Here is a 26,136-nt window from a genome sequence, read left to right as displayed (position 1 = left end):
TGCGAGATTTTGTTTTTAAAAGAAATCATCTGGGTTGTGATGGTTTGCTAAACCACTTCAAACAGAAGAACCACCTTTTCTATTTAATTTCATAAAGCGACCATATCCACCTTCTTTTAAGGTCATCATTATATAATCTTTTTTAGAAACTCTTTTAGATTTGTTATTTTCATCAACTGCATATTTAAATTGAGTGTTTCTACTGGTTGTTTCATTTTTATTATAACCACTTGATTGAATTATGTATATTATTGATTCTGGCGTGTAATTGTTTTCATCATAGTAATAATATCTAGCACCTAAACCAAAGAAACCACCATATCAGTCTCTTATATAATTAGTAAATTCTCTTCTTCTTCAATCTGAAGTAAAATATGTGGCCATACCTGAGAACTTAGCAGCTATGCCAGGAATGAATTTTAGGTTTGTTCCTTCTTGTAATTCTCATAAAATAGATCTTGTACCACTATATAAAGCTAAAGTAGGTCCTTTTTCTCTATCTTTTACAAGACTTTCACGACCAAACATTTCAAAAATTATTCAGTCAACTGCAACATTTAAACGATAAACAGCCTTTCATTCTGGTTGAGCAGCTCTTACTTTAAATGACCCATTTTCTGTTAATTTCTTTTTATTAATTTCTTTAGCCAAAATTCTATATATTGTATTAAAAGTTGCTAAAGGATCAAAATCAACAGTTATATTGTCAGGATCATTATTAGTTCCTCTTTTAGATTTAAAAGCTGAACTAATTGCATCTGAAACGAAATTATTTAAAGTTCTCATGTTTGTTCTTGCAGAAAGATTAGAATCATTGTTTAGATTTCTTAAAGCATTATACAATAGTGAGTCAGATAATTTACTTTTGCCAAACAATAAATTGATTAATTTTACAAGGTTAGGACCATTAATTACATTGTCTTCGCCAATGAATTGAGCTAAAACAGCCATATCACCCATACTAAATACTTTGGTAATTTCATCTATTGCTTCAGTTATTCATTTAGTTGGTTCTGCTAGTGTAAAATCTTTTGCTTTTTTAGATAAAACAGTTAATCCACGATTTAATAATTTTCTTTGGAAAAGAGGAGTTGTAACTAATTTTGGTAATAGTTGTTTTATTAAATTTTTAGCAAAATCTTTGTCAGCTTGGTCTGTATTCTCTAACTTCATGTAGTTAAATATATCCCCAACTACCGCTGTAAGTACTTCATCATCGGCCAAGGCTTTTTTAAGAAAATTAGTAAAATTATTCTTTAAATTTTCTTTGATTCTATCGATTGTTTTTGAAAGCATATCTCCAAGACTCGTGCTCGTTATTCTATCACCAGCCAAAAAGTCATTTACTACAGATTTTATAATATCCCTCACTTCGGGATAATCAATAAATTTAGTTGTAATTCATTGCAATCTTTTTTGAGGTATAACTTTTTGTTTTAATGATGATCAATCAATCTTTTTAACTTGATCTTTTAAAACAGTGTATAAGAAGTTGGTTAAACCTTCTTTTCCATTATTATTGCTTCTGTTAATAGAGTTATTTAATCCTGAAAGTATATTAAATAATAATGATTCTAGATTCTTTAAAAATTCTTGTTTAGCTTCAGCAGAAGCATTTTCAGTTGGAGCTGCTAAGTTATTTGCAGCCGCTGATTCTTTTGCTACAGTAATATTTTGAAGTTTGTCTTTATTAGCAACAAAATATTTATATGTGCTTGTTAATTGGTTTTCAATTTGTTGTTTAGTCAAACCGTCGTCTAAAACAGTAGATAAAACTTCTCTAATATTGCTTGATGTAATATAATCGGCATATTTAATTGATCTTAAAGCAGAAATGAATTTTTGTTGTAATTTTTCTTTATCAAAATGACCCTGAGCATCTAAGATTCTAAAATTATCTGCCATTAAATCTACAAATTTTGTTAATAATTGTTCAACAACATTTAATTGGTTAAATTTAACTAAAACTCTTGTAAAGAAATTGTACACATCTTCCATTTGAATACCGGTACTTGTAAAGTTATAACTTTTATTTAAAATACCAAAAGTAAATTTAACAGCTTCTTTTACAAATTCTTGATCTGTTAAAATATCTTTCATTAAACTTCTAATTAAAGATTTTATACCTTCTTTATTTTTTGAAACTAATGTCGCAATTAAATCATCAAAGTTATTTATATTCTTAAATGCAGCCTCATCTAAGTCTAATAATGAATCAATTAAAGGTCTAATAAATTTTTCTGTTCCATCAGATTTAAAAATAATTCTTACTAATAAATCAACCACTTGATTTGCAAATTTAGTTGCATCAGGATTTGCTTTTAAAATAGCTTCTCTAACAACTCCTAGATTATTTCTTACATATGAATGAAGTTTTGTATCTGTTTTCATTCAATCTATTAAAGTCCCTAAAGCTTTTTGATTTCGTTTCTATCTTCAGTAGATTTTAAAATTGTAAAAGCTGCTTTAGCTAATTCAAAATAAACATTAATATTTTTAGTTAATTGACCATTTGCAAATACAACATTTCTATTTGCATTTGTTCTATTAGTTGAAGTTGATGAAGAACTTGTAGATGATGTTGAAGTTGTTTCTTCAGGCAAGATATTTGTAAATAATGGAGCATTTTTAATTAATATTAAAGCAAGGTTTTTAATTTCTTGAGATGTTAATGAATTTAAAAATTCTTTAATTTTGTCATAATTTAACCCATTTAAAATATCTATTATATTGATTGTATTATTAAAGTCATAATCATTGTAATCAAATGAATGAGTTCTTATATTATTTGCTAATTTTTCTAATGCTGGATTTAATAAATTATCCATAATATTAAAGCTTGGAATTGCTTTAATTAATTTGTTAATTGCACTTTTTAAAAGATCTTCTGAACCCGGTTCAAAACGAACATTTTTTAAATCTTGTTTCATTAATTCAACTAAAAATGAAGTTAATGAAGTTCTTACATTTTCATTGTCTTCTAAATATAACTTAAATAATTTTTTTGTTTTTTCTAATAACATTGATTTATTTAATTCAATAAATTTAGAAATTCATTCTGGAATTGAGTTAGCGTTTTCAACTGTTTTATCAGCAAATAGTGATTTAATCAATTCTTTTAACATTGGCAATAAATCACTTTGATATTTACTATCAACAAATGCGTTTGTGTAATTTATAAATTTTTGAAGTTCTGTTTTTGTAGCACCTTTAAATCTACCATTATTTAAATCAATATTAGCTAAGAATTTTTTAAATAATTCTTTTAAATTAATTTTTTCTATTATTCAATTTACAAAACTTTCTTTAGTTAATAAAACTTTTGCTACTTGAATTAATTCACCGTTTTGTAGATTTACACGGCCATCGTGAGTTGTATCAAAAAATAGTGCTTGAATATTGTTTATTAAAGTTTTATTACTCAAATCAAAGTAAGCTTTAACTGTGTTTAAGCTGAAGTCTTTTAAGCTTTCTAGATTTTGACCTGCAAAACCTTGTAATTGAGTTAAGAAATTATCTTTAAATTGTGTATATAAAGCTGAAGTTGGTAATTTATTCATTATTTGGTCATAATAATGTTTTAATTTTTTAGTTTCAGCTTCTGTAAATGTAGTTTTTGCTTCTACTTTTAAATAACTGATTAAGAATATAAACAAGTATTCTTTAGTTAAATTACTTTTTAAAATAGTATCTAACATTTTATTTAGTAATTCTTTTAATTTATTACCATTATTATTTTTTAGGATCTTAATTAATACTTTTTCAAATTTAGTTTCATCAAAAACTGTGTCTGAATTTAAAATCCCGTTTACAAATTCTTTAAAAATTCCAATAACTTCATCATTTAACACATTGTCAAATAATTCATTTATTACAGCTTTTGAAAATTCTTCATAATCATTTCCATTATTAGCAGCAACAAATTCATTTAAAACTGAATTATTTGTAGAAATTAATTTATTTGATATTCATCTTGCAAAAAATGATCTTAATTTTTCATTTTTTCTTGCTTTTTTAACTGCTTCAACAATAGCTTTTGAAACTTGCGTTTTTTGTGACCCATCTAATTTTTTAAGAATAGTTTTTATTAGTTTTAAAATATCGTCTTCATCTAATAAAAATGCTTCTTTTGTAGTTTGAACATTGTTTTGAATATCATTATTAATTTCATTTACAGTTTTTACTTTTGCTGGAATAACAAGTAAATTATTTATGAAATAATCAGCATTGTTAACTAAAACATCAATAATAGTTTTAATATCCTGACCACTGAATAGTGATTCTAATGATTCTGAATTAATAACGAATTTTGTTATGTTACTAATCAAAATATCTTTTAAAGTTCCACCATTAAAGTTTAATCCATTAGCTTCAATATGTTTACTTAATGTATCTGCAAAATTATCTACTAATTTTGAAGCCACATTATCAGATTTTATTCAATTTAAAATACTTGTAAATAGACGTTTTATTGACTCTCTTTGATTGTCTTCTATTACAAATCCATTTTTAGATTTTAAGACTCCATAAAATACGTTAACTAATAGGTTTTTATTTTCTTCTTTTAATAAAAATTCATTAACAAATAATTGAATAATCCCCTTAATTCCATCTTTATTTTTCTTTATTGCTTTAGATAAGAATTCTTTAGGACTTCGAGCATTAGCTAATTCAGTATTGTTTGAATTAAATGTATCCTTAATTAATTTTTTTATTTTATCTCTAACTTCGGTTTGTCAATTTGTATTGATAAATGATTTTACATTGTTAATTAATGTTCTTAAAGAACTTTTAGCTGATTGATCATCACTAAAATTATCTACATTAATACCATCTAATTTTTGAATAATACTATCTTTAAGATCTATTTTGTTAATTAATCAATCAACTGCTTGATCTTTGCTTAAAATGTCTTGAGCTACTTTTATTAATTCAGAAAAAGTTACAGCTTGTGTGTCGCCTGTTTTTGCTAATAATAAATCAAAAATATCATTTAAGAAATTTGGATTTTGAGTTGAAGAAAAGACATCTAATATATGGTTTTTAATTTCTTCAAATAATTGAGAAAATTCAGTTTGTTTTTTCACTTTTGATTGATTTGCACCAGCCACTAATTGATTAACTAGTTTGCTAAATAATGTGCTTTTATCAAATGCTAATAAAACCTTTTTTAAATAAGCTTTTAAACGATTTATTTCATCTGAACTGAAGTTTACTTTTAATTCATTTTGAATATAAACAATTCCAACATTTACAGCTTTAGTTAAAACTGAATCTTGATTTGTAAAGTGTGTAATTAATTTAGAAACTAAATCAATAAGCCCATTTTCTTTTGCGTTAATTAATAATGATCTAACAAATGCCATTGGACTTGAATAATCATAATTATCACTATGTAAAACAATATTTAATAAAACATCTCTTAATTTATTAATGATATTTTGATCGTTAAAAACAGTCATTATATCATTTCATATTCCACTTACATATTGTTCTATTGTTTGATCTTTTGGAAATAGATTTCTTAAATTACTTTCTTTAATTAATTTACTAATTGGTTGAGTGAAAACAAAGTTTCCTATTTGTTGTAAAGTTTGATTAATTAAACTTCCTTTAGCTAAACCTTCACTTATTAAATTACTTAAAATAATAGTAATTGTTTGTTTTCCTTCATTATTTAATTTATTGTTAGGATTTTTTAAAATATTGCTAAATAAATTAAATATATCATTTCTCTTTGATGCGTTTAGCAATGAACTAATGTTTTTTGCTTCTAAAACATTTGCAAATTTTGCAAGCGCTAAAGCAAGAGCTTGTTTTCCGGCTCTAAATTTAACAGCATTAGTTTCTGATTGAGGAACAAAAGATAATAAAGAGAATAATAAATCATGTTTTTTAGTTTCATCAAATTTATCTGAAACTATATCACTTATTAAGTTTTGCATTAAATTATCTTGATTACTATATCCATTTTCAATTAATTCTTGTAAAACAAAATCAATTAATTTATTGTAATCAGGCATTTCTGGAATATTGCTAATAAATGATGATAAAAAGTATTTAATGTCATCTTTTTTAGATGAATCAATTTTATATTTAGTCATTAAATTTTCAACTAAGCTATCTAAAACAGATCTAAAATATTCAGGGTTATTGTGTAATGCTTGAATTAATTTTTCAGCCACACCTCTAAAATCTTCTTTTAAATCTTTAACAATTAAACTAATAACTTCTTGATAATTGTCTGATTCAAAATATTTAGGTTCATCTAATAATTTATTGCTAATTGTTTCAAGTAAATTTTGAATAGCTATTTTTAAATCAGTATTTTCTAAAATTTTGTCAGTTAATGTTGAAGATGACAATGAAAAGATTGCTTTATAAGGTTTAGAAAGCAATAGATCTGAGACTAAAGGTTTAATATATTTTCTTAATTTTTCACGATTTGCAGCGTCTTTAAAATATGGATTTTGTAAGATTTCTTTTAAAAAGCTAAATAAATTTTGTAAATCAAAAACATTGCTTTGAATAGTTCCAACAATATCATTTAAATTAATAGCTTCATATGATTTTTGTCTAATTAATTCATTAATTTTGTAATTAATTTGGTTTATATTTCTATTTAAAACTTTTGAATCTAAAATGATATTTAAAAACTTAACAAAATCAGCTTTTTTATCAGGATCTTGTAAATCGGTTTTTAATAATAAAACTGATTTTTCAAAAAATGCTGAATCAATTCCAAAAAATGAAAGAATTCTATCGCCAAATCTTAATAGTTCTTCAGCACTGAAATTTTTACCATTATTTAAATAAGTTTTAAAATCTTTTAAATAATTAATTGTGTAATTATTTTCAAATTCAGAACTAATGCTTTCTCTAACTGCATCTAGAGATTCAAAAGAATATTCTTTAGTAAATGTATCAACATTAGCTCCACTTAAACCTAAAATATTAGATTTAATTTCTGAAGGTAAAGTTTCAAATTCAAAAACTTGTTCATAAGCTTTATAATCACTATCATTTACGTTTTTGCCTACTAAAGAATCATAATCTTTTTCACTTAAAGAAAGCTTCATAAATAAATCTTGACCTAATTTTTTATAGGCATTATTTGAAGGTAAATAATCAAAAACATTTAAAGCATATTTATCAACATCTTCTGATATTTCTTTTTCACCTGAAAACGAAGCATAATTAACAGTTTCAGAAAAAGCGACTGATCTAATTGTTGCATTTAATTGATTTGTAACTGCTTCTAAATAGTCTTGTCCATATTCATTTTTAATAATTTGAGCAAGTTTTAAATATGGTTTTAAATAACCAACTAATGTAATATTAACTTTAGGATTAATTTTTTTAATATCTTTGATCAATTGACGATAATTTTCTTCTAATAAAACCATCTTTCTATTAGAAGAAGCCACTCAATTTTCTAAAGTTTGTTTGATCTCTTCTTTGTTTTTATTAGAACCTAAAAGACTAATTAAATTATCAAATGAAAAATCATCTTTAAAAATGTCATTAAGACCTAAAGAAATAGTTATAAAATTTGCATCTTCAATTTTAGCTTGTAAAGTTGAGGCTCTTAAATTAAAAGGGAAACTTTCTTTTTTAGGTTCTTCATAATCTAAATTTTCATTATAAGCAATTAATCTTTGAGTTTTTGAACTGTCGCTATATAAATTTGGGTTTAATAAATAAAGTCAGTCTTCAACTGTAGCATTTATTAAAGCTTCATTTTCATATGTAACTAATTGAGTTTTATCATCTGAAATAGTTCTTAAGGCATTAGCAAAATATGAAGGATAAGAAATACCCTTAACAATACCTGTGTTTGTCTCAAATCTATTAAAGAATTTTCAGTTATCACTGTTGTTTTTACCAACAGCATAATCATCACCAATAGCGATGTAATTTACATCACCTTGAATTTTAGGTTGAAATTGTTTTTTCAAAGTAGGCTCTGACTTTTTTTGACAAGCCAAAGTTGTTATTGCACCAAAAGATGCTATTAAAGGTGTGCACAGTAAAAGTGACACTTTCTTAAACTTCTTTTGATTAATCATAATTAACTCCTATCCAATTGAAACGTCTTCATATATAAATTGATAACGTTCTGGAACAGTTCTTCATTTGCCTCAAATTTTAATTGTTTGAGGAATACCGAATTGGCCAATAATCATCATAATTATTAATAATATTTTTCCAACTACTCCGGTTTCTTTAGTAGCTCCGACACTTAAACCAGAATTACCGAAAGCTGAACATATTTCAAATAAAACATATGTCATTGGATATTCAAATTCACTTTTATTTGGAATATGGTTGTTTATATTAACAAAAGTAATTAAAGTAAAAACTGTTACCAAAAGCATTCCAATAGTTAAAACATTGGTTGCTTTAATTAATGTTTCTTTACCAATTTGTCTTTTAAAGGCATTTATTCTTTGACGTCCTGTGATCATAGTCATTACGCTTAAGAATATAACTGCTATAGTTGTGTTTCTAATTCCCCCAGCTGTTGAAACAGGTGAGAAACCTATAAACATTAAAATACCATGTAAAACGACTGTTGGTTGTGTAAAGTTTGTATAGTTAACTGTTGAAAATCCTGCTGATCTTGTTGACTTAGTTTGGAAATAAATTGCAAATATTTTATCTCAAGTGTTTCCATATTCTACTTGATTTCAAATAGTATTTGGATTACTTGAAGTTAATTCAAAAACATATGTTAATGCTAGAGCAATTGCAGTTGTAGCAAAATAAGTTACAAGAGTGAATTTAGTAAATAAACTAAAACGGTGTACTTTATTTTTTTTATTAGTACTTTTAATTTTTAGTCAAATATCATAGATTACTGGAAAACCAATTCCACCTATCATAAAGACAATAATAGTCATAATTTGAAGACCATAATCTTTATAATAAGGCTGTAAACTTTTATCTCCTATGATATCAAAACCAGCATTATTTATTGAACTTATAGAATGGAAAAATCCATATCTTAAAGACATAAAAATATTTCTATAAGGATTATATTTAGCTGCTAAATAAGGATTAAAACGGTTACCTGTAATTTCTAAAGCCTTAGTGTCATTAAAATAACCATAAGGATTAAAGTAAAACATAAGTGTAAAAATTATTGAGGAAATAATGGTTGCTAAAATTATAAAAGTAATAGACACTTTAATCATTTGTTTAGTTTCAAAGGCATTTTTTCCACCTCTTTCAGTTTGTGAAACTTGACTGCTTAAAACATCTGATTTTAAATTAAGAAGTGAGTGAAATACATAAACTTTAATAGTGAATATTCCAACTCCTCCAACAAAAATACAAAATGCAATTAAAGCCTGCCCAAATATATTAAATGTATCCGTGACCGTGACCGTCGTGAGCCCTGTATCGCTAAATGCAGAAGCCGCTATAAATAAAGCATCTAAATATTTTACTGTCACTTTTTTTCCATGTTCATCTGCATTATGCGAAATATTTCAAAATAGTAATAAAGACATAACAACAGTAAATAAAACATAAATAAAAAAGATATATCTTATTGTTCCGATTTTTTTGAAAATCTTCGTAAAAATACTTTTACTTTTAAAATTTGTCTTTTCCTTTTTCATAAGAGAGAATTATACACTAAAAATACTATAATATTATTAATATAATAATAAATATAGATATACGCACATTATTACTAATTTTTTAACTATTTAGTTGTAAATTTTTGCATTTTTAAGGCAAAAATTAATAATGCTATATAATTTTATTTAAACTATTAAAGAAAGGAATTTATGAGAAAATATTGAAATGCTGGACAAATTTGCATAATCGGTTTAGGTCGTTATGGTTCTGCAATTGCAAAGCAATTATTATCAGAAAGAGAAAATAATTTAAGATTAATTTTAGTTGATCAAGATGAAAAACATTTAACTCCATTTAGAGATGAAGTTGACATGATTTATGTAGCTGATTGTGCTGAACAAAAAACTTTAGAAGCAATTAATGTTATCGATTTTGACGTTGTTATAGTTGCGACTTCAGATAATATTGAAATTATTGCAGCATTAAAAGAAATGGGTGTAAACTCTATAATTGCAAGAGCCTCATCAAAAAGACATGCTCAAGTTTTAAGACAAATTGGTGTTAAATTAATTGTTTCACCAGAAGAAGAAGCTGGCAAAAAAACTGCTATGTTAGTTACATATCCAACTCTTACAGCTCATTCTGAATATTTTGTTGAATTGCAAGATGGGTTTGTTTCTACATCAGTAATTGTTAAAAATCCTAATATTTTTAACAAAAAAATTAGTGAACTACAATTTAGAAACAAATATGATGCATTAATAACAATGATAAAAAGAAATGGACAATCATATATTCCTGAAGGTGACTTCACAATTGAAGAAAATGATTTAGTTACATTTATCGGTCTTTTAGATAATGTAGCAATAGTTTCAGAATTCTGTGCAACTCAAAAAAAGCTTTAAAATAAGAACAATTTTAAAAAATATAAATATATATAATCGGAGATTTTATGAATAATATAGATGAAAAATTATTAGAAAAATTTGAAAAAAATTATGACTCAAAATTAGAAAATAAAGTAATTGAAAATGCTATTTTTAAAAATGGAATTAAGGCAACATCAACAGTTAATGAAGTAGTTAAAAAACACAATTACCAATTTTCAGTTGAAGTTAATACACCTTCTGTAACAAATCAAAAAAGTAGTGGACGTTGCTGAATATTTGCTGCTTTAAACTCAGTTAGAATTAAATTAATGAAAGAATTAAATCTTGAAGCTTTAGAACTTTCACAAAACTTTTTACACTTCTATGATAAATTAGAAAAAGCAAATGTTTATTTAACATGAATTTATGAAAAAGGTTTAGAGTTAGATAATGAAGATAGATTATTTAGACATTTTAATGCTAACCCTATTTCAGATGGTGGTTACTGAGAATTCTTTACTGGATTAATTAAAAAATATGGAATTGTCCCAAAAGGAATAATGAATGAATCATTCCACAGTGAAGCAACAAACGACATGGTTATTCAAATTAACTGAAGATTAAAAGCTTACACAATGAGAATGAGAGAAGAATTTTCAAAAAGTAAAGATCTTAAAAAAGTTGCTTTATTAAAAGAACAAGCTTTAGAAGATGTTTACAATATTTTAGTTAAAGCATTAGGAAAACCACCTAAAAAATTCGTATATGAATATACAGACAAAGACAAAAAATTTGTTAGATTAGATGAACAAAGTCCCAAAGAATTTTATGAGAAATACGTTGGTGATTTTATTGACAACAAAGTTGATTTAGTAGCTGATCCAAGACCTGCACAACCTAAAAATCGTTTAATTGTTTCAAAAGACACTAAAAACATGGTTAACGGTCAACCATTAGAAATGGTTAACGTTTCAATTGAAGATCTAAAAAAGGCAATGATTGAACAACTAAAAGCTGGAGAAAGTGTTTGATTTGGTTGTGATGTTAGCACATTTTTAGCTTCAAAAGAAGGAATTTTAGACCTTAAAGTATTCAACTATGATTTAACATTAACAAAAACTCCTGAATTTTCAAAAGAAGAAAAATTCTTATCAAGAGCATCAGTAATTAGTCATGCTATGAACATGGTTGGAGTTAATTTAGACAACAACGGAAAACCACTAAGCTGAAAAGTTGAAAATAGCTGAGGTGAAGATTTAGGTAAAAAAGGATTTTTCTCAATGAGCGATGAATGATTCACAGAATACAATTACATGGCTATTGTTGATAAAAAATACTTATCAAAAGAAATTTTAGAAGCTTATGATAAAGAAGTTATTGAAATTTCTCCATTTGACCCTCTATGTGAAGAATAATAAAAAGCCTGCTGGCTTTTTTATTTTGTAATAACAAAGTTATTTCAAAATTTAGTCTTTAGTATATAATTTAAAACGATTAGGACTAACATGATAGGAATTGATATAACAAAAATTAAGAGATTTAGAAACTTGAAAGCAAAAGTAATTGAAAAGATTTTGCATTTAGAAGAGTTTGAAGAATTTCAAAAACTACAAAAAAAAGACAAACCTCAATTTTTAGCAACTAGATGAGCTTTAAAAGAAGCAATATTTAAATGCGATAACAAATTTATTAACTTCAAAAAAGTTCGAATCAATAAAGACCCTTCAGGTCGCTACATTTTTGAAAATTTTAATTTGTCAACTAGCAACGACTGTGGATTAGTTGTAGCAGTGGCAGAAAAATAAGGAGTTTTATGACATTAAAAACTAGAGTATTTTTTAGAATGCTGCCTATTTTATCAAATATTTGATCTTTAGAAATTAAATCTAGAAGATTCAAAAAAATGCCTGATTACTATAAAGTTGAAGAAAGAAATCACTTTTTACAAAAGCATTCAGCAAAAATTTTAAAACATTTAAATATTGAATTAGACATTAAGGGTGTTGAAAATGTTCCAAACAGCCCATGTTTAATTATTCCAAACCACTCAACATATTTAGACCCATTTTTCTTATGATCAGCTTTATGAAACCATGGAGATGGAAATAAAAGAAGTAGAATAGTAAACTTTTTAGCAAGAAAAGAAACAAAAAATAAAAGATCAGTTAAATTAATTTCATATTTAGGTGATACATATTTTATTGACACTCAAAAGCCAAGAGAAGCGCTTGAAACTTTAACAGCTTTTGGACAATTTGTTAAAAGAAATAAATCTTGTGGTGTTATTTATCCCGAAGGAACTAGAACTAGAGATGGAAAATTAGGTAACTTTAATACCGGTGCTTTTAGAGTGGCTCAATCTACATTTTTACCAATTGTTCCAGTTACAATAAATAATGCTGCTAATTCATTAGATTGAAAAAGAATAGGTAAATTAGTTGTTGAAATTATATTCCACAACCAACTTAAACCTGTTCAGTTTCATACATTAGATCCAAAAGCCTTAACAGAAAGAGTTAAGGAAATTATTCAAAAAGATTATAAAGAACAAGTTATCACTTCTAAAGAAACATTAAAAAATAATTACACAAAAAGAGAAAACAAAAACTAATAAGGAAAAATGATGCTAGAAGAAATTAAAAAGCCTGAAGTTAGAGAAATCTCTATTGAACCAAATTTAACTGAAGAAAATGAAAATGAAGTCAAAAAAGACGATTTAAGAGAACACAATATTTTTCACTTAGAGAATTTTGATGGTCCTCTTGATTTATTATCTACTTTAATTCGAGAGAAAAAAATTGATATTTTTGAAGTTAACTTATTAGAATTAGCAAACCAATATTTAGAAATTATTAAAACAATGCAATCATATGAATTTGATATAGCTTCTGAATATTTAGTTATGGCGGCTTCATTATTGCAACTTAAAGCAAGAATGATTTTACAAGACCCTGAAGTAGAAGAAGAAGTTAAAGAGCAAAAGAAAAGATTACTTGAACAAATTGCTGAATATGAAAAGTTCAAAGAAATTTCTGAAGTTTTGAGAATTCAAGAAGAAAAAAGAGCTTTACTTTATGAAAAAGCAGCTGAAGATTCTGAAGATTTTATTAGAGAAATCGATAACAGTGTTTTAGATGGTCATTCTAATAGTTCAAAATTAGTAGCAACTATAAGAAGAATGTTTGAAAGAGTTCAAGCAAAATTCATTAGAAAAGTTACTATAAATACAATAGCAATTAGTCCTGAAGAACAAAAAAAACGTATTTTAAAACTATTTGAAAATAGAGAAGAAGTAGATTTTGAAGAAATATTTGATGTTCCAAGTAAAGGTCATTTCGTTATTACATTATTAGCTCTTCTTGATTTAGCAAGACAACAAAAAGTTGAAATTTACCAAGAAGAAAATGAAGGCCCAATAACTTTTAAAAGAGGAGTAGAATATGAAAAATAAGATTTTAGAAGCATTTTTATTTATGCAAGGTAGCGAAGGTGTTAGTTGTGAGCAAATTAAAGAAGTTTTTAAACTTAACACAATTAATGAAGCTAGAAAAATGTTAAGAGATTTTAAAGAAGAATTTAATAAACAAGAACATGGCTTTAAAGTACATGAGTTTAATGATATTTTTAAATTCTTAACAATCGAAGCTGTAAAAGATTATGTTTCAGATTTAGTAACAATTGCAAGAAAACAAAAATTATCAAATGCCGGAATAGAAGTTGCTGGTATAGTTGCATATAAACAACCTGTTACTCGTTCAATGATTTCAAACATTAGAGGTGTTGTTAGTGATGGAATTGTTTCAAGTTTACTAGAAAAAGGAATTATTGAAGAAGTTGGTATTGCTTCAACTCCTGGAAATCCAATTTTATATGGAATTACAAATAAATTCTATGACTATTTTAAAATTAAAACTTTAGCAGAATTACCTCCATTTCCTGAATTTAATCAATTTGAATTTGAAGAAAATGAAGAATATGAAAAAGACTTTAACCTTTTTGATTCACAAAGACAAGACACAGACAACAATGGTGTTTTAATGTCAACTGATGGTGGAGAAGATGATTAAACTTAGAGCAAAAAAAGACGATATTAATCGGATTTTATTTAAATATATAATCAAAATTTGTGACAATGTCCCTGTTTCAAGAATTGAACGGATTTTTCGTCAAAAAGATATTAAAGTAAATGGCAAAAGAATAAATGATAAACAATACAAAATTCAATTAGGTGATGAAATTGAAATATATGGAATAACTGAAGTTTCAAAACCTAAAGAACAAAATGTTTCAAAAATTAATTTTAAAGTTATTTTTGAAGATAAAAATTTATTAATAATTGATAAAGCAGTTAATATAGCTATGCATTCAGAAGAAAATAGTTTAGACAATCAAGTTCTAAAATATTTAAACTATAAAAAAACATCTTCATTTAGACCTGCTTCAATTGGAAGAATCGATAAAAAAACAAGTGGTCTAGTTGTTTATGCAAAAAATTATGCAACATTAGTAGAGTTTGAAAATAAACAAGCTGAATTTGAAAAAGTTTATCAATTTGTTTCTGATTTTAATGAAGAATTATTAGATATAACTGTAAGACTTAAAAAAGATATTAAAAATGAAAAAATGGTAGTAGACCCTAATTTTGGAGTCAAAGCGCATACAATTTTTTATAAAGAAGGCAATAGAAAATATGCCAAAATTTTAACAGGTAGAAAACACCAAATAAGAGCAACATTAGCATATTTAAGATACCCAATTTTAGGAGATCTAAAATATAATGGAAAATTCGCTAAAAGATTATATTTACATTCATATTCAGTAACTTTTCACGGTTTAAGTGAAGAGTTTAATGAATATAATGATCAAATGTTTATTTCACATCCAAAATGATAGGAGTTTTTTATGAATGATGAATATTTAAAAAACTTAGCTAAAAATTTATTGTTTGAGCCTAATGAAGAAGTTATTGCACTTGCTAAAAAATTATTAAAATCAATTGAAATTGGTTTAGATGAATTACATGAATTTAATTTAGACGACATAAAACCATTAGCAAGAATTAATGAAAAAGCACTTTCATTTGATGAACTAAGAGAAGATGAAATAGATAAAAGTTTTTATTTATCTAAAGAAACAATTTTAAAAAATGCTGCAAATAATAATGAAGACTTTGTTATTATGAAAAGAGTTGTAAATGAAAAATAAAGGTAATTTATCAAATGCAATTTTAGAACTTAAAAACGATAAAAATAATGCAATATGCCATGTTTTTGAAAATGTGAAATTAAAGAATGAAGGACTTTTAGCTAATACTGTTTTTACTGTTAAAGATAACTATGCTGATTTAAATGTTGAAGCAACAGGTTCAAGTTTATTATTAAAAAACTTTAAACCAAACTACGAAGCAACAATTTTAAAATTGTTAAGAAACGCAGGTGCAAGTTGTGTAGCTAGAACTAATTTAGATGAATTTGGGTTAGGTGGTTCTGGAGAATATTCAAGCGCTGGAATTATAAAAAATCCTTTAAATAATGATTATTTAGTTGGTGGTTCTTCTTCCGGAGCTGCTGCAAGTTTTAGCTCTAACATTTCTTTTGCAATTGGTTCTGATACAGGAGATTCAGTAAGAAAGCCAGCAAGTAACATTGGTGTAGTTGGTTTTAAACCTAGTTATGGTGCTATTAGCCGTTATGGTTTATATGCCTTTGCTTCATCATTAGACACAGTTGCTTACTTTAGTCATAATGTTTTAGATTCAGCTTATGTTACTTCTGTTTTATTCAAACAAGATTTAAAACACGATTTAACTTCACTTGATTTATCTTTTGATATTCAAGAAATAAAAGAAACAAAACCACAAAAAGTAGCTTATTTAGATTGTTTTAATTATGTTAGCGAAGCAATAAAAAACAGTTATCAAGAATTATTAAATAAATTAAAAAATGAAGGAGTTGAATTAGTCAAAATTGAAGTTAATGAAAGCCTTTTAAACGCTATTGATGTAGTTTATAAAGTTATTTCATTTTCAGAAGCTTCTTCAAATTTGGCAAATTTAACAGGTGTTGAATTTGGAAATAGACTTGAAGGTGAAAATTGAGAGCAAACTTATTTAAAAACAAGATCAGAACTTTTAGGAAAAATGGTTCAATCTAGATTAATTTTAGGAAGTTTATTTTTATCACAAGAAAATCAAATTAAATACTTTGTAAAAGCTAAAAAAATGCGTCGTTATTTATCAAACTATTTTACTGAAATTCATAAAAAAGCGGATATATTTATTTACCCAGCCGCTAATGATGTTGCACCTAAATTTAATGAACGTTATGAAGGAAACTTTATGGATTTCATTCTTACAAATGCTAATTTAACAGGAAATCCGTCTTTAACTTTAAAACTTGGAAATGATAAACAAAAAGATAATATGCCATTTAATTTAGCAATAGATGCTGAATTGTATCAAGACAAAAAATTATTAAATCATGCGTTATATATTGAAAAAATAATTGGAGATAAAAATGAATAAAGATTGAGAAATTATTATTGGAATTGAAATTCATATAGAACTAAACACTAAAACAAAAATGTTTTCTCCAGTAGCAAATGATTTTAATTTACAAGCAAACGAAGCAGTTTCAAATATAGATTTAGCTTATCCTGGTTCTTTACCATTAGTAAATAAAGAAGCTATTATAAAAGGAATAAAATTAGCCAAAGCTTTAAATATGACAATTGATAAACTTATTAGATTTGATAGAAAAAATTATTTTTATCCTGATTTAACAAAAGGTTATCAAATTACTCAACAATTTAACCCAATTGGGTCTAACGGAACTATTGAAATTAAATTAGATAATGAATGAAAAGATATTTCAATTCAAAGAATTCATTTAGAAGAAGACACTGCAAAATCACTTCATGAAGGTCCTTATACTTATTTAAATTACAATAGAGCAGGTGTTCCTTTAATTGAAATAGTTTCAGATCCCGTTATGAGATCAGCAAAAGAAGCAGTAGCCTATGTTGATGCCATTAGAAAAACTGCTTTACTATTAAATATTAGTGATGCGAAAATGAATGAGGGAAGTTTAAGAACTGATGTTAATATTTCAGTAAGAAAACTAGGTAGCGATGTATATAATACAAGAGTTGAAATTAAAAACCTAAATTCACTTTCAAATGTCGAAAAAGCTATTGAATATGAAGCGAATTGACAAATTCAAAAATATTTAAATAATGAAACATTTGAGCAAGAAACAAAAAGATTTGATGAGAGTTCACAAACTACTGTTTCAATGAGATCTAAAAGTTCAGCAATTGATTATAAATACTATCCTGAACCAAATATTCCCGCCATTTCATTAAGTGATGAATTAATAAATTCAGTAACCATTTCAGAAACTCCTTATGAAAAAGAAATGAGATATAAATCTTTAGATCTAAATGATGTTCAAATTTCACAATTAGTAAATAATATTGAATATGCTAATTATTTAGATAGTATAAAAGTTGATAACTTTAAAAAAGCAGCAAATATCTTTTTTTCAGATTTAGTTTCTTATTTAAATTTAAATTCAAAAAATATAACTGAACTTAAATTTGACAATAAAGATTTTGAAACATTATTATCTTTATTATTTAAAAATGAAATTGACAAAAAAAATATTCATAAAATAATTGAATTAAAAGAAACAAATTCTTCAAAAAATTTATTAGATTTAATTAAAGAAAATAATTTATATTTAGAAAAAAATGAAAAATCTTTAGAAGAAGTTTTTGAAGATATCTTAAAAGAAAATCCAAGTCTAGAAGCTGAATTTTCAAAAAATTATGATAGAGCTTCAAAATTTGCTTTAGGCCAATGTATGAAAAAAACAATGGGCAAGGCAAATGCTAAAGAATTAAATGAATTAATTGCAAAAAGGTTTCCAAGATAATGTTTAAACCAAGAAAAAACAAAATAAAAAGCGGTTGAGAAGCACAAAAAAAAGAACAAAAACAAGAAAACTTTGTTACAGTCGATTCTTCTCAAATTATTAAATCTAAAAAAAACAACAGCGTTTTTGAAAAAATAATTAAATGAATAATTTTTGCAATTTTATTTATAGCAATTCCAAGATATCTAAAAAGCTCAAGATTAAAAGGAAAAGAAATTGTTAATACAACATATGATAAATTAAATTCTAACGAGTTTGCTTTTGTGCCTGCTGGTTATGCTATGTATTTATTTTTATCATTTGTTCCTATAATATGTTTAGTTTTAGGAATAATTTCATCAATAAACATTAAATATGAAACTGTTTTAAAACTAATTATTTTAGGTCAAATTATACCCGGAATAGGTGAAATAATACCTTCAATTTCTACGCTTTGAAATACTGCTGGAGGTGCAATTGCTTTTCTATTATTTGCATTTTCAGTTTTATGACTTTCTTCAAAAGGATATGCAAAATTTATTGATTCTATTGATGCTTTATATGGATATAAATCACCTAATAGATTATGAAAAACAAGAATTAAAGGTTTTATAACAAGTTTAATATTAGCTTTTGGTTTAATGGTTTTATTATTAGGTTTAACTGCTTTTACAACATTTGTTATTGAAAATGCTAATTTAGGGGTCTTTTTAAAAGATCTATCTAAAATGACTTTAGCAGACTTTAAATTAGGATGGGAATTTTATTTAATTTTTTGATTTTCAATTATTATTTTATTACCCGTTTTAACTTATTTAACTTTTCTAGTTTACTTTAAATTTGCGCCAAGTTTTAAATTAAAATTTTCACATGTTAATTCAGGAGCATTAATTGCTTCAATTCCTACATCAATATTTATTTTAATTTTTGGTTCATTAGCATCTTTAATACCTTATAAAAAATTCGGTGTTGTTGCTACATTTATGTATGTAATATTACTATTATCAATTATGGGTTATTTTATATATGCTGGAGCCATAGTAAACTCAAGTTTTTATAACACTTTTATAAAATTACCAATAGCAGAAAAATCAAGTTGATTTAAAAATAAAAAGATTAGAATTTAAGAATATAATTTAAATATAAAATAAAGGAAAATTATGGACTATCGCTTACCAGGTGGATTAAAACATTATTTGCGTTGAGTTAGAACTCAAACAAATATTTCTTATAAAAAATGAAATTCAAAGAAAATCGCCTTCGTAGGTGTTTTAATTGCTATTTCAGTTGTATTTTTCTTAATTTCAGTCAGAATATTCCCAATTACTGCTTTACCAAGTTTTAAGTTTAGTTTTATTGGCTTACCTATTAAAATTACTGGCTTTATTTTTGGTCCTTTAGTTGGAGTCATTACTGGGGTCTTAGCTGATTTAATTTCTTTTGCTTTAGTTCCCACTTATTATAATTTTCTTTACACCTTAGCCGTCGCAACTGCAGGTTTTATACCTGGCTTAGCCGCTTATTATTTCTTTAATATGAATGAAATTTTCTTTTCAAGAAATTATCGTATCTATAAATTTAAAGAATATGTTGAATATTTTAAAATTCAATATGACAATGCTGTTGTTAGAGGTAATTCTGAAGATTTACAATATTTTTCAGAAAGAATCGCTTTTTATGAAGTAAAAATAATTTTATTAGAAGCTAGAAAAAAACCAACAGCAATGATTAACTTTTCATTTATTTCTACTGTTTTAATGTTAGCCTTACAAGTTTTAATTATTTTAGCAATATTCTCAAAATTAGATGCTTCGATATTTGAACTAAATAGATTTATAAAAAATAAAATTTTCTACATTATTTTAACTATTTCAGGTTATTGTGCAATGTTTATATTTGTTGTTTTTTATAGACTATTTTTAAAGAAAAATTATCAAACATTTATAGAAGTTATGGCTATTATTTCATTCTGTGCTGTATTAGAATTCATAAATGTTATCTTACTTTCATGAGCTGATACTTCTACTTTAAAAACTGATTTTTGAGTAAATATAACTGGTCAAACTCTTTTAAGTCCTGTAAAAATCTTTTTTAACTTAGCAATCATTTTAGCAACATATAAAATTATTGCAACCTTAATTAAATCAAAAGAGGGAGATCGTTTCTAATGAATAAAGATGGTCTTACCGCTTTTAGAGTTTGAAATTTAGGTGCTAATAATAAAAACAGTCTATACTCTGATAAAAATTGATTTAACTATTTAAATTTTAATTTATCATCAGGAGCAATTTTAGGAATTTTAGGTGAAGATGAAGAAACAAAAGAACTAATTTTTAAATATCTAACAGACACTAATATTAATCCTAAAAAATACCAAGGTTTAATTGAATTTCAATCAAATAATGATAAATTTGATTTAACTTATAAAAACAATATTTTTAGAAAAAACTTTGCGTATGGCTTTAATGAAGATATTTTTAGTAATGATAATCTATCTGATTTAACAGCTTATGAATATTTAAATTCATATTTTAAACAAAGTCAAGTTATTTCAGGTATAACTGACTACTATTTTAAAAATTGAAAAAATATATATGATGAATATCAATTAGCTTTACAAAAGCATTATTGAGTTAATCACCTTGAACTTCAAAAAGGTTTAGCGCAAACTTTAAAAACATTGCTTTTAGAAATTACTCAAATAGATAAAGATGAACTAAAATATCCTAATTTGGCTAAATTAAATCAAAAAATAACTGCTATTTCATCTCATACTTTTGAAGTTATTTCAACTTTTCAAACCCATGAAAATAAACTTCTAAACAATATTTCAGATATTTTTAATGACTATCAAAATAATGTTTGATTTTTAAATTATCGTGAATATATTGAAACTAAAAAAGCTTATGAAGAAAATTTAAAAAAATTAAATAAAAGAAAAGACACTTTTAAGCTTTGAAAATTTTTAACTCGTTTTTATAGTATTAATAAAATAAAACAACGTGAATTAACTGAAACTAGATTTTATTTTTCTAAATTGTTACTTGACTTAAAAAAAGAAAATGAAGTAACATTAAAAGAAATTAAAAAAACAAAAAACAATAATGATAAATATATTCATTTAATTAAAAAGTTTTATTTTAATAAAAGTTTTATAAGTTTTTTAAATAACTATAAAGAAGATTTTAAAAAGATGCATTATGCAACTTGAAGCAAATTAATTAATGAAATATTTGATTTAAAACCAAATATTATTAATGATATAAATATAATTGCTGATAGCAATAATAAGCTTGAATTTAAAAATAGAATTAAAAGTATTATTTCAAAAAACTTTAAGCTAGAAACTGGTATATTTTTAGAACACTTTGAGCTAGCTAGAAAAAACTTTGATTCTATAATTTCAGATTTAATAAAATCAAATAAAAACAAAAATAAACCAATTATTACAATTTATGAATCAATAGCTGAATTAGAAAAAAATAAAATAATTAGAAACAATTATTTAGAAGCTAAAAATGAATATTTATGAAATATTAAAACAAAAGGTTTATTACTTAAAAAAGAATCAGAAGAACTAAAAAAACAAGGTCAAGATTTAACTAGCAATAATTTAAAATTAATGCAAGATATTTCAAATAACTTTTCAGAAATCAAAATTGCATTAGCTAGATATCTAAATGTTTCTGAAGATTTTAAAGATATAGATAAAGAACACCCTAATATAACTTTTATTAAAAACATTGAAATTTTGATTTTTAACATTGGTTTAATTTATAGACTTCACAGCGAATTTAGTAATTATAATAAATTACTTTCTTCAGATAAAATTAATAGAAATATATTAGATAATCTAGTAATTAAATTAATGGTTTATAAAATAATCAATGCTTCTCAATTTTTATTGCAAGATTTACAACAAAAAATTCGTTTTATCGATTTAGAAAAAAGAATTCAAATTGAAATTCAAAAAATATTAATAAATAATCCTTCATTAATTATTTTAGGAAACTGCATAAGAAAATTAGAAGTTGAAAAAAGACATAAATTATTTACTTTATTTAACAAATATGTTTTTGATAATAACAAAATGGCTTTATATTTTTTAAATGATATAAACTTTGCATCCAAATATACAACCGATTTATATATTATCAATAACCACCAAATTATTGAAAAAGGTAAAACATCATTAATAATAGAAAATCCTGTCAACCCAGTTGTTAAAAAAATGTTGTCATATAATGATAAAGACACTGAAAGACAACTAAAAGATTTTCTAAAATCTAAAACATATGAAAATATGTTTAAATTCGAAATTGAAAATAATCACAGCATTTACTGTACTTGAAACCAACTAAATAGTTGAGCAACTGAAAACAACATTAAAAATCAAAAATTAAATAATCTTTTATTTTTAAAACCTGAAATTAAAAGTGAGAAAAAGATAAAATTGAAGATTTAGAAAGTTTTCAAGAAACAACAATTATTGATTTAAGTATTGATAATGAAATAATTAAAGAAAATAAAGGAGTAAGTGAAATGGAAAAAAATTTAGATCATAAATTAATTGAAGAAAAAAGAAATGCTAAATGAATTGAAAGAAGGTTCTTTTCAAAACATGATAAAAATAAAAAACCTTTTACCATCATTTTACCACCTCCTAATGTAACAGGAAAATTACATATTGGTCATGCTTTAGATGGTTATATTCAAGACACTGTTATAAGATATAAAAAATTACATGGATATGATGTTTTATTTTTACCAGGTAAAGATCATGCTGGTATTGCTACACAAGCAGTAGTTGAAAAACAATTACTAGAAAACAAAAAACTAACAAGATATGATATCGGCCGTGAAGCTTTAATAGAAGAAATTTGAAAATGAAAAGATGAATATTCAAATAATATAACTCAACAATGAGGAAAATTAGGTTTAGCTTTAGACTATGAATCAGAAAGATTTACTTTAGATTCTCAAGCTAACGAAGCTGTTTTAAAAATATTTGTTCAAATGTATAAAGAAGGTTTAATTTATAGAGATAATAAAGCTATAAATTGAGATCCTAAATTACAAACTGCTTTATCTAATATTGAAGTAATTAATAAAGAAACTGAACAAAAAATGTACTACATTAAATATCCAATTAAAGATAGTGATGAGTATTTAGAAATAGCAACAACAAGAGTAGAAACACTTTATTCAGACGTTGCTATTGCAATTAATCCCGAAGATAAAAGAGTTAATGATTTAATTAATAAAATAATTGTTCATCCTTTAACAAAAAAAGAAATACCTATTGTTAAATCAGAAAGTATTGATCCTAACTTTGGTAGTGGGCTAATGAAAGTTTCAGCTCATGCAATGGATGACATTGAAATAATTAAAAACTATAAACTAGATTTAGTTGAAAGCATTGATAAAAATGGATTAATGAATGAAAACGCAGCTGAATTTAAAGGTTTAGACCGTTTCAAAGCAAGAGAAGAAATAGCCAAAAAATTAAAAGCAGAAGGTTATTTAATTAAAGAAGAAAAAGTTATTTCAAACGTTGGATATTCAGAAAGATCAAAAGAAGCTATTGAAGTTTTAGTTCAACCTCAATGATTTGTTAAAATGGAAAAATTAGCTAAAGATATTTTAAATCATTTAGATAGCGAAGATAAAGTTGAAATTATTCCTGTACGTTTTGAAAGTACTTTAAGACAATGAATGGAAAACGCTCATGATTGAACAATAAGTCGTCAAATTTGATGAGGTCATAGAATTCCTGCATGATATAAAGATGACCAAATTAAAGTTCAAATCGAAAGTCCTGGTCAAGGTTGAAGTCAAGATAATGACGTTTTAGATACTTGATTTTCATCAGCTCTAAGTCCTTTTGTTTTCTTAGGTTGACCTCAAAGTAATGAAAAATTAAATCATTACTACCCAACTGATTTATTAGTAACTGGATATGATATTATTTTCTTCTGAGTTTCTAGAATGTATTTCCAAGGATTACATTTTATGCATAAAAAACCATTTAAAAAAGTTTTATTACATGGTTTAGTAAGAGATTCACAAGGTAGAAAAATGTCTAAATCTTTAGGCAATGGAATTGATCCTATCGCTGTTATTGATCAATATGGATCTGATGTTTTAAAAATGTCTTTAATTTTTAATTCAACTCCTGGACAAGACATTAATTATGGTGATGAAAAAATTCAAATGGCTAGATTATTTATTAACAAATTCTGAAACATAGCACGTTTAATAAATAATTTTGAAAGAACTGAAATTGATTTTAATACAAAAAACTTAGATGAGTATGATTTTTGAATCATTAATAAATTTAATGAATTTAAAAATAATGTAGATGAAGCTATGAAAAAATATGAATTTACTATTATTTTTAAACATATTCAAGACTTTATAATTAATGATTTTTCTTCTTGATATTTAGAGTTTTTAAAATTCAAAAATAACGCCAACTTAATTCATCACTTATTTAAACAAATGTTAATTGTTTTACATCCATACATGCCTTTTTTAACAGATTATTTATTTGAAACAATGTATGAAGATGAACTTTTAGAAAAACAAGTAGATGATTTAATTAAAGTAAGTGATATTAAAGAAAATAATGTTAAATTTATTATTTCTTTAATTACAACTTTAAGAAAATACCGTGAAGATAAAAAAATATCAAAATCACAAACTTTATATTTCTATTTAGATAATAATCAATTATCAGAAAATGATTTATTAATTATTAATAAACTAACAAACTTCGAATTTAAAGAAAATCATGATTTATCTTTAAAAGTTTTAAATCAAGAAATTTATATTAAATTAGATGAAAATGCAGCTAAAGCGGAATTAGAAGAATTGAAAAAGTTAATAGAAAAATGCAAATTCGAAATAGAATTTAATTCAAGATTTATTTCAAATCCTGACTTTATGGCTAAAGCAAATCCTAAAACTATTCAAGATAAAAAAGATAAAATTGCAGAATTCAGTGAACAACTAGCATTCTATGAAGAACAATTAAAATCTAAAAAAAGTAGCAATTAAGCTACTTTTTTTTACATATTTTCATTTAAATATGCAACTAAGATATTATAGATATATTCAGAAACTTGATAATCACAAGCTTTATCAAATGTTTCAAAATCTTTATTTATATAATATATTGCTCTTAAATATTTAACATCTATTTCGTTTTTTGAATGAATAGAACATAAAAAACCACCTTTATGAAATGAAAAATCAACTATATTATCTAAATTATTACATTCAGCACAATGATCTAAAATAGGATTAATACCTTCTTTTATTAAGATCTTATACAATAAATAGTTTGTTACTGATTTTGTCTTAGTTTTTAATAATGGAATTAATTTTTCATAAGTATTAATAATTTCTGAACAATTGCCAGGACTTAATTTTAATAAAAAAGTTTTAATTACTTCAATATCTTTTAAAAAATTAGTATAGTTTTCAAGAGTAATTAAAGCTGTTGCTTTTTTTAATCTTAAAAGTAAATTTGGTTTATGTGAGTTAATTAATTCAAGAAAACTTAAAGAAAATAGTAGCAAATTAAAGGCATTTTTTGAGGTAATTTTTTTTATACCAGGAGCAAAGAAACTAAATAATCCATTTTCTCCTAAACATTCAATTATTTCATCATATTCATTTACTGGTATTTTTTTTAAAATAATTACTTTTTTTCTACTATATCCATAAAAAAATAATAACAAAAAAATCAACGTTTGTTGATT

General features: G+C 24.7%; 18 protein-coding genes. 14 read left to right on the top strand and 4 right to left on the bottom strand.

The annotated features are described in order from the left end of the window. Positions 1–15 precede the first annotated feature (15 nt). From EGN60_RS01735 to EGN60_RS01725, 3 genes are read right to left on the bottom strand one after another with little or no spacing between them, the layout of a single operon-like run. Complete coding sequence (locus EGN60_RS01735) at positions 16–2,391, bottom strand: hypothetical protein (protein ID WP_124724378.1); 2,376 nt, start codon at positions 2,389–2,391, stop codon at positions 16–18. Positions 2,392–2,408: 17 nt separating this feature from the next. Then, a complete protein-coding gene (locus EGN60_RS01730) occupies positions 2,409–8,069 on the bottom strand; it encodes an SGNH/GDSL hydrolase family protein (RefSeq protein WP_124724377.1) in 5,661 nt (1,886 codons plus the stop codon). Positions 8,070–8,078: 9 nt separating this feature from the next. Further along, complete coding sequence (locus tag EGN60_RS01725) at positions 8,079–9,626, bottom strand: TrkH family potassium uptake protein (protein WP_124724376.1); 1,548 nt, start codon at positions 9,624–9,626, stop codon at positions 8,079–8,081. 171 nt (positions 9,627–9,797) lie between these two features. Here EGN60_RS01725 and EGN60_RS01720 point away from each other — a divergent pair, with 171 nt between their 5' ends. The 14 genes from EGN60_RS01720 (at position 9,798) to EGN60_RS01655 (ending at position 25,429) form a co-directional block, all read left to right on the top strand. Continuing rightward, positions 9,798–10,493: a potassium channel family protein gene (locus EGN60_RS01720; RefSeq protein ID WP_124724375.1), complete on the top strand. Its 696-nt coding sequence runs from the start codon at positions 9,798–9,800 to the stop codon at positions 10,491–10,493. Positions 10,494–10,540: 47 nt separating this feature from the next. After that, the gene (locus EGN60_RS01715) at positions 10,541–11,872 is read left to right on the top strand and encodes a C1 family peptidase (RefSeq protein ID WP_124724374.1); all 1,332 of its coding nucleotides are present in this window, start codon (positions 10,541–10,543) and stop codon (positions 11,870–11,872) included. Between the two features lie 90 nt (positions 11,873–11,962). Continuing rightward, positions 11,963–12,262, top strand: coding sequence for a 4'-phosphopantetheinyl transferase superfamily protein (locus EGN60_RS01710; protein WP_124724373.1), 300 nt, complete (start codon positions 11,963–11,965; stop codon positions 12,260–12,262). An 8-nt stretch (positions 12,263–12,270) separates the two neighbouring features. Further along, on the top strand, positions 12,271–13,068 hold the full coding sequence (locus tag EGN60_RS01705; RefSeq protein WP_124724372.1) for a lysophospholipid acyltransferase family protein: 798 nt from the start codon (positions 12,271–12,273) through the stop codon (positions 13,066–13,068). 9 nt (positions 13,069–13,077) lie between these two features. Then, positions 13,078–13,908 (top strand): segregation/condensation protein A, encoded by an 831-nt coding sequence (locus EGN60_RS01700; protein WP_245979628.1) that lies wholly within the window; start codon positions 13,078–13,080, stop codon positions 13,906–13,908. Then, positions 13,898–14,524, top strand: a complete 627-nt coding sequence (gene scpB, locus EGN60_RS01695) for an SMC-Scp complex subunit ScpB (RefSeq protein WP_124724370.1) — start codon at positions 13,898–13,900, stop codon at positions 14,522–14,524. The genes EGN60_RS01700 and scpB overlap by 11 nt, the downstream gene beginning before the upstream one ends. Continuing rightward, positions 14,517–15,350 carry an RluA family pseudouridine synthase gene (locus EGN60_RS01690; RefSeq protein ID WP_124724369.1) on the top strand — a complete coding sequence of 278 codons (834 nt, stop codon included), beginning with the start codon at positions 14,517–14,519 and terminating at the stop codon, positions 15,348–15,350. Before scpB ends, EGN60_RS01690 begins: the two co-directional genes overlap by 8 nt. Positions 15,351–15,359: 9 nt before the next feature. Next, positions 15,360–15,662, top strand: a complete 303-nt coding sequence (locus tag EGN60_RS01685) for a glutamyl-tRNA amidotransferase (RefSeq protein ID WP_124724368.1) — start codon at positions 15,360–15,362, stop codon at positions 15,660–15,662. Next, positions 15,652–16,980: an amidase family protein gene (locus EGN60_RS01680; RefSeq protein ID WP_124724367.1), complete on the top strand. Its 1,329-nt coding sequence runs from the start codon at positions 15,652–15,654 to the stop codon at positions 16,978–16,980. The genes EGN60_RS01685 and EGN60_RS01680 overlap by 11 nt, the downstream gene beginning before the upstream one ends. After that, positions 16,973–18,391, top strand: a complete 1,419-nt coding sequence (gene gatB / locus EGN60_RS01675) for an Asp-tRNA(Asn)/Glu-tRNA(Gln) amidotransferase subunit GatB (protein ID WP_124724366.1) — start codon at positions 16,973–16,975, stop codon at positions 18,389–18,391. The genes EGN60_RS01680 and gatB overlap by 8 nt, the downstream gene beginning before the upstream one ends. After that, positions 18,391–19,497 (top strand): YhjD/YihY/BrkB family envelope integrity protein, encoded by a 1,107-nt coding sequence (locus tag EGN60_RS01670; protein ID WP_124724365.1) that lies wholly within the window; start codon positions 18,391–18,393, stop codon positions 19,495–19,497. The genes gatB and EGN60_RS01670 overlap by 1 nt, the downstream gene beginning before the upstream one ends. 33 nt (positions 19,498–19,530) lie before the next feature. After that, entirely contained in the window at positions 19,531–20,538 is a 1,008-nt protein-coding gene (locus EGN60_RS01665) for an ECF transporter S component (RefSeq protein WP_124724364.1), read from the top strand. Continuing rightward, complete coding sequence (locus EGN60_RS01660) at positions 20,538–22,835, top strand: hypothetical protein (RefSeq protein ID WP_124724363.1); 2,298 nt, start codon at positions 20,538–20,540, stop codon at positions 22,833–22,835. Before EGN60_RS01665 ends, EGN60_RS01660 begins: the two co-directional genes overlap by 1 nt. Positions 22,836–22,912: 77 nt before the next feature. Next, positions 22,913–25,429 carry a valine--tRNA ligase gene (locus tag EGN60_RS01655; protein WP_124724362.1) on the top strand — a complete coding sequence of 839 codons (2,517 nt, stop codon included), beginning with the start codon at positions 22,913–22,915 and terminating at the stop codon, positions 25,427–25,429. Between the two features lie 11 nt (positions 25,430–25,440). Here EGN60_RS01655 and recO read toward each other — a convergent pair whose 3' ends face one another. Continuing rightward, the gene (recO, locus tag EGN60_RS01650; protein WP_157977614.1) at positions 25,441–26,115 is read right to left on the bottom strand and encodes a DNA repair protein RecO; all 675 of its coding nucleotides are present in this window, start codon (positions 26,113–26,115) and stop codon (positions 25,441–25,443) included. Positions 26,116–26,136: the final 21 nt, after the last annotated feature.

It is taken from the genome of Mycoplasma struthionis, assembly GCF_003855455.1.
GTDB classification, from domain to species: domain Bacteria; phylum Bacillota_I; class Bacilli_A; order Mycoplasmatales; family Metamycoplasmataceae; genus Metamycoplasma; species Metamycoplasma struthionis.
This window is presented reverse-complemented; position numbering and strand designations above follow the sequence as displayed.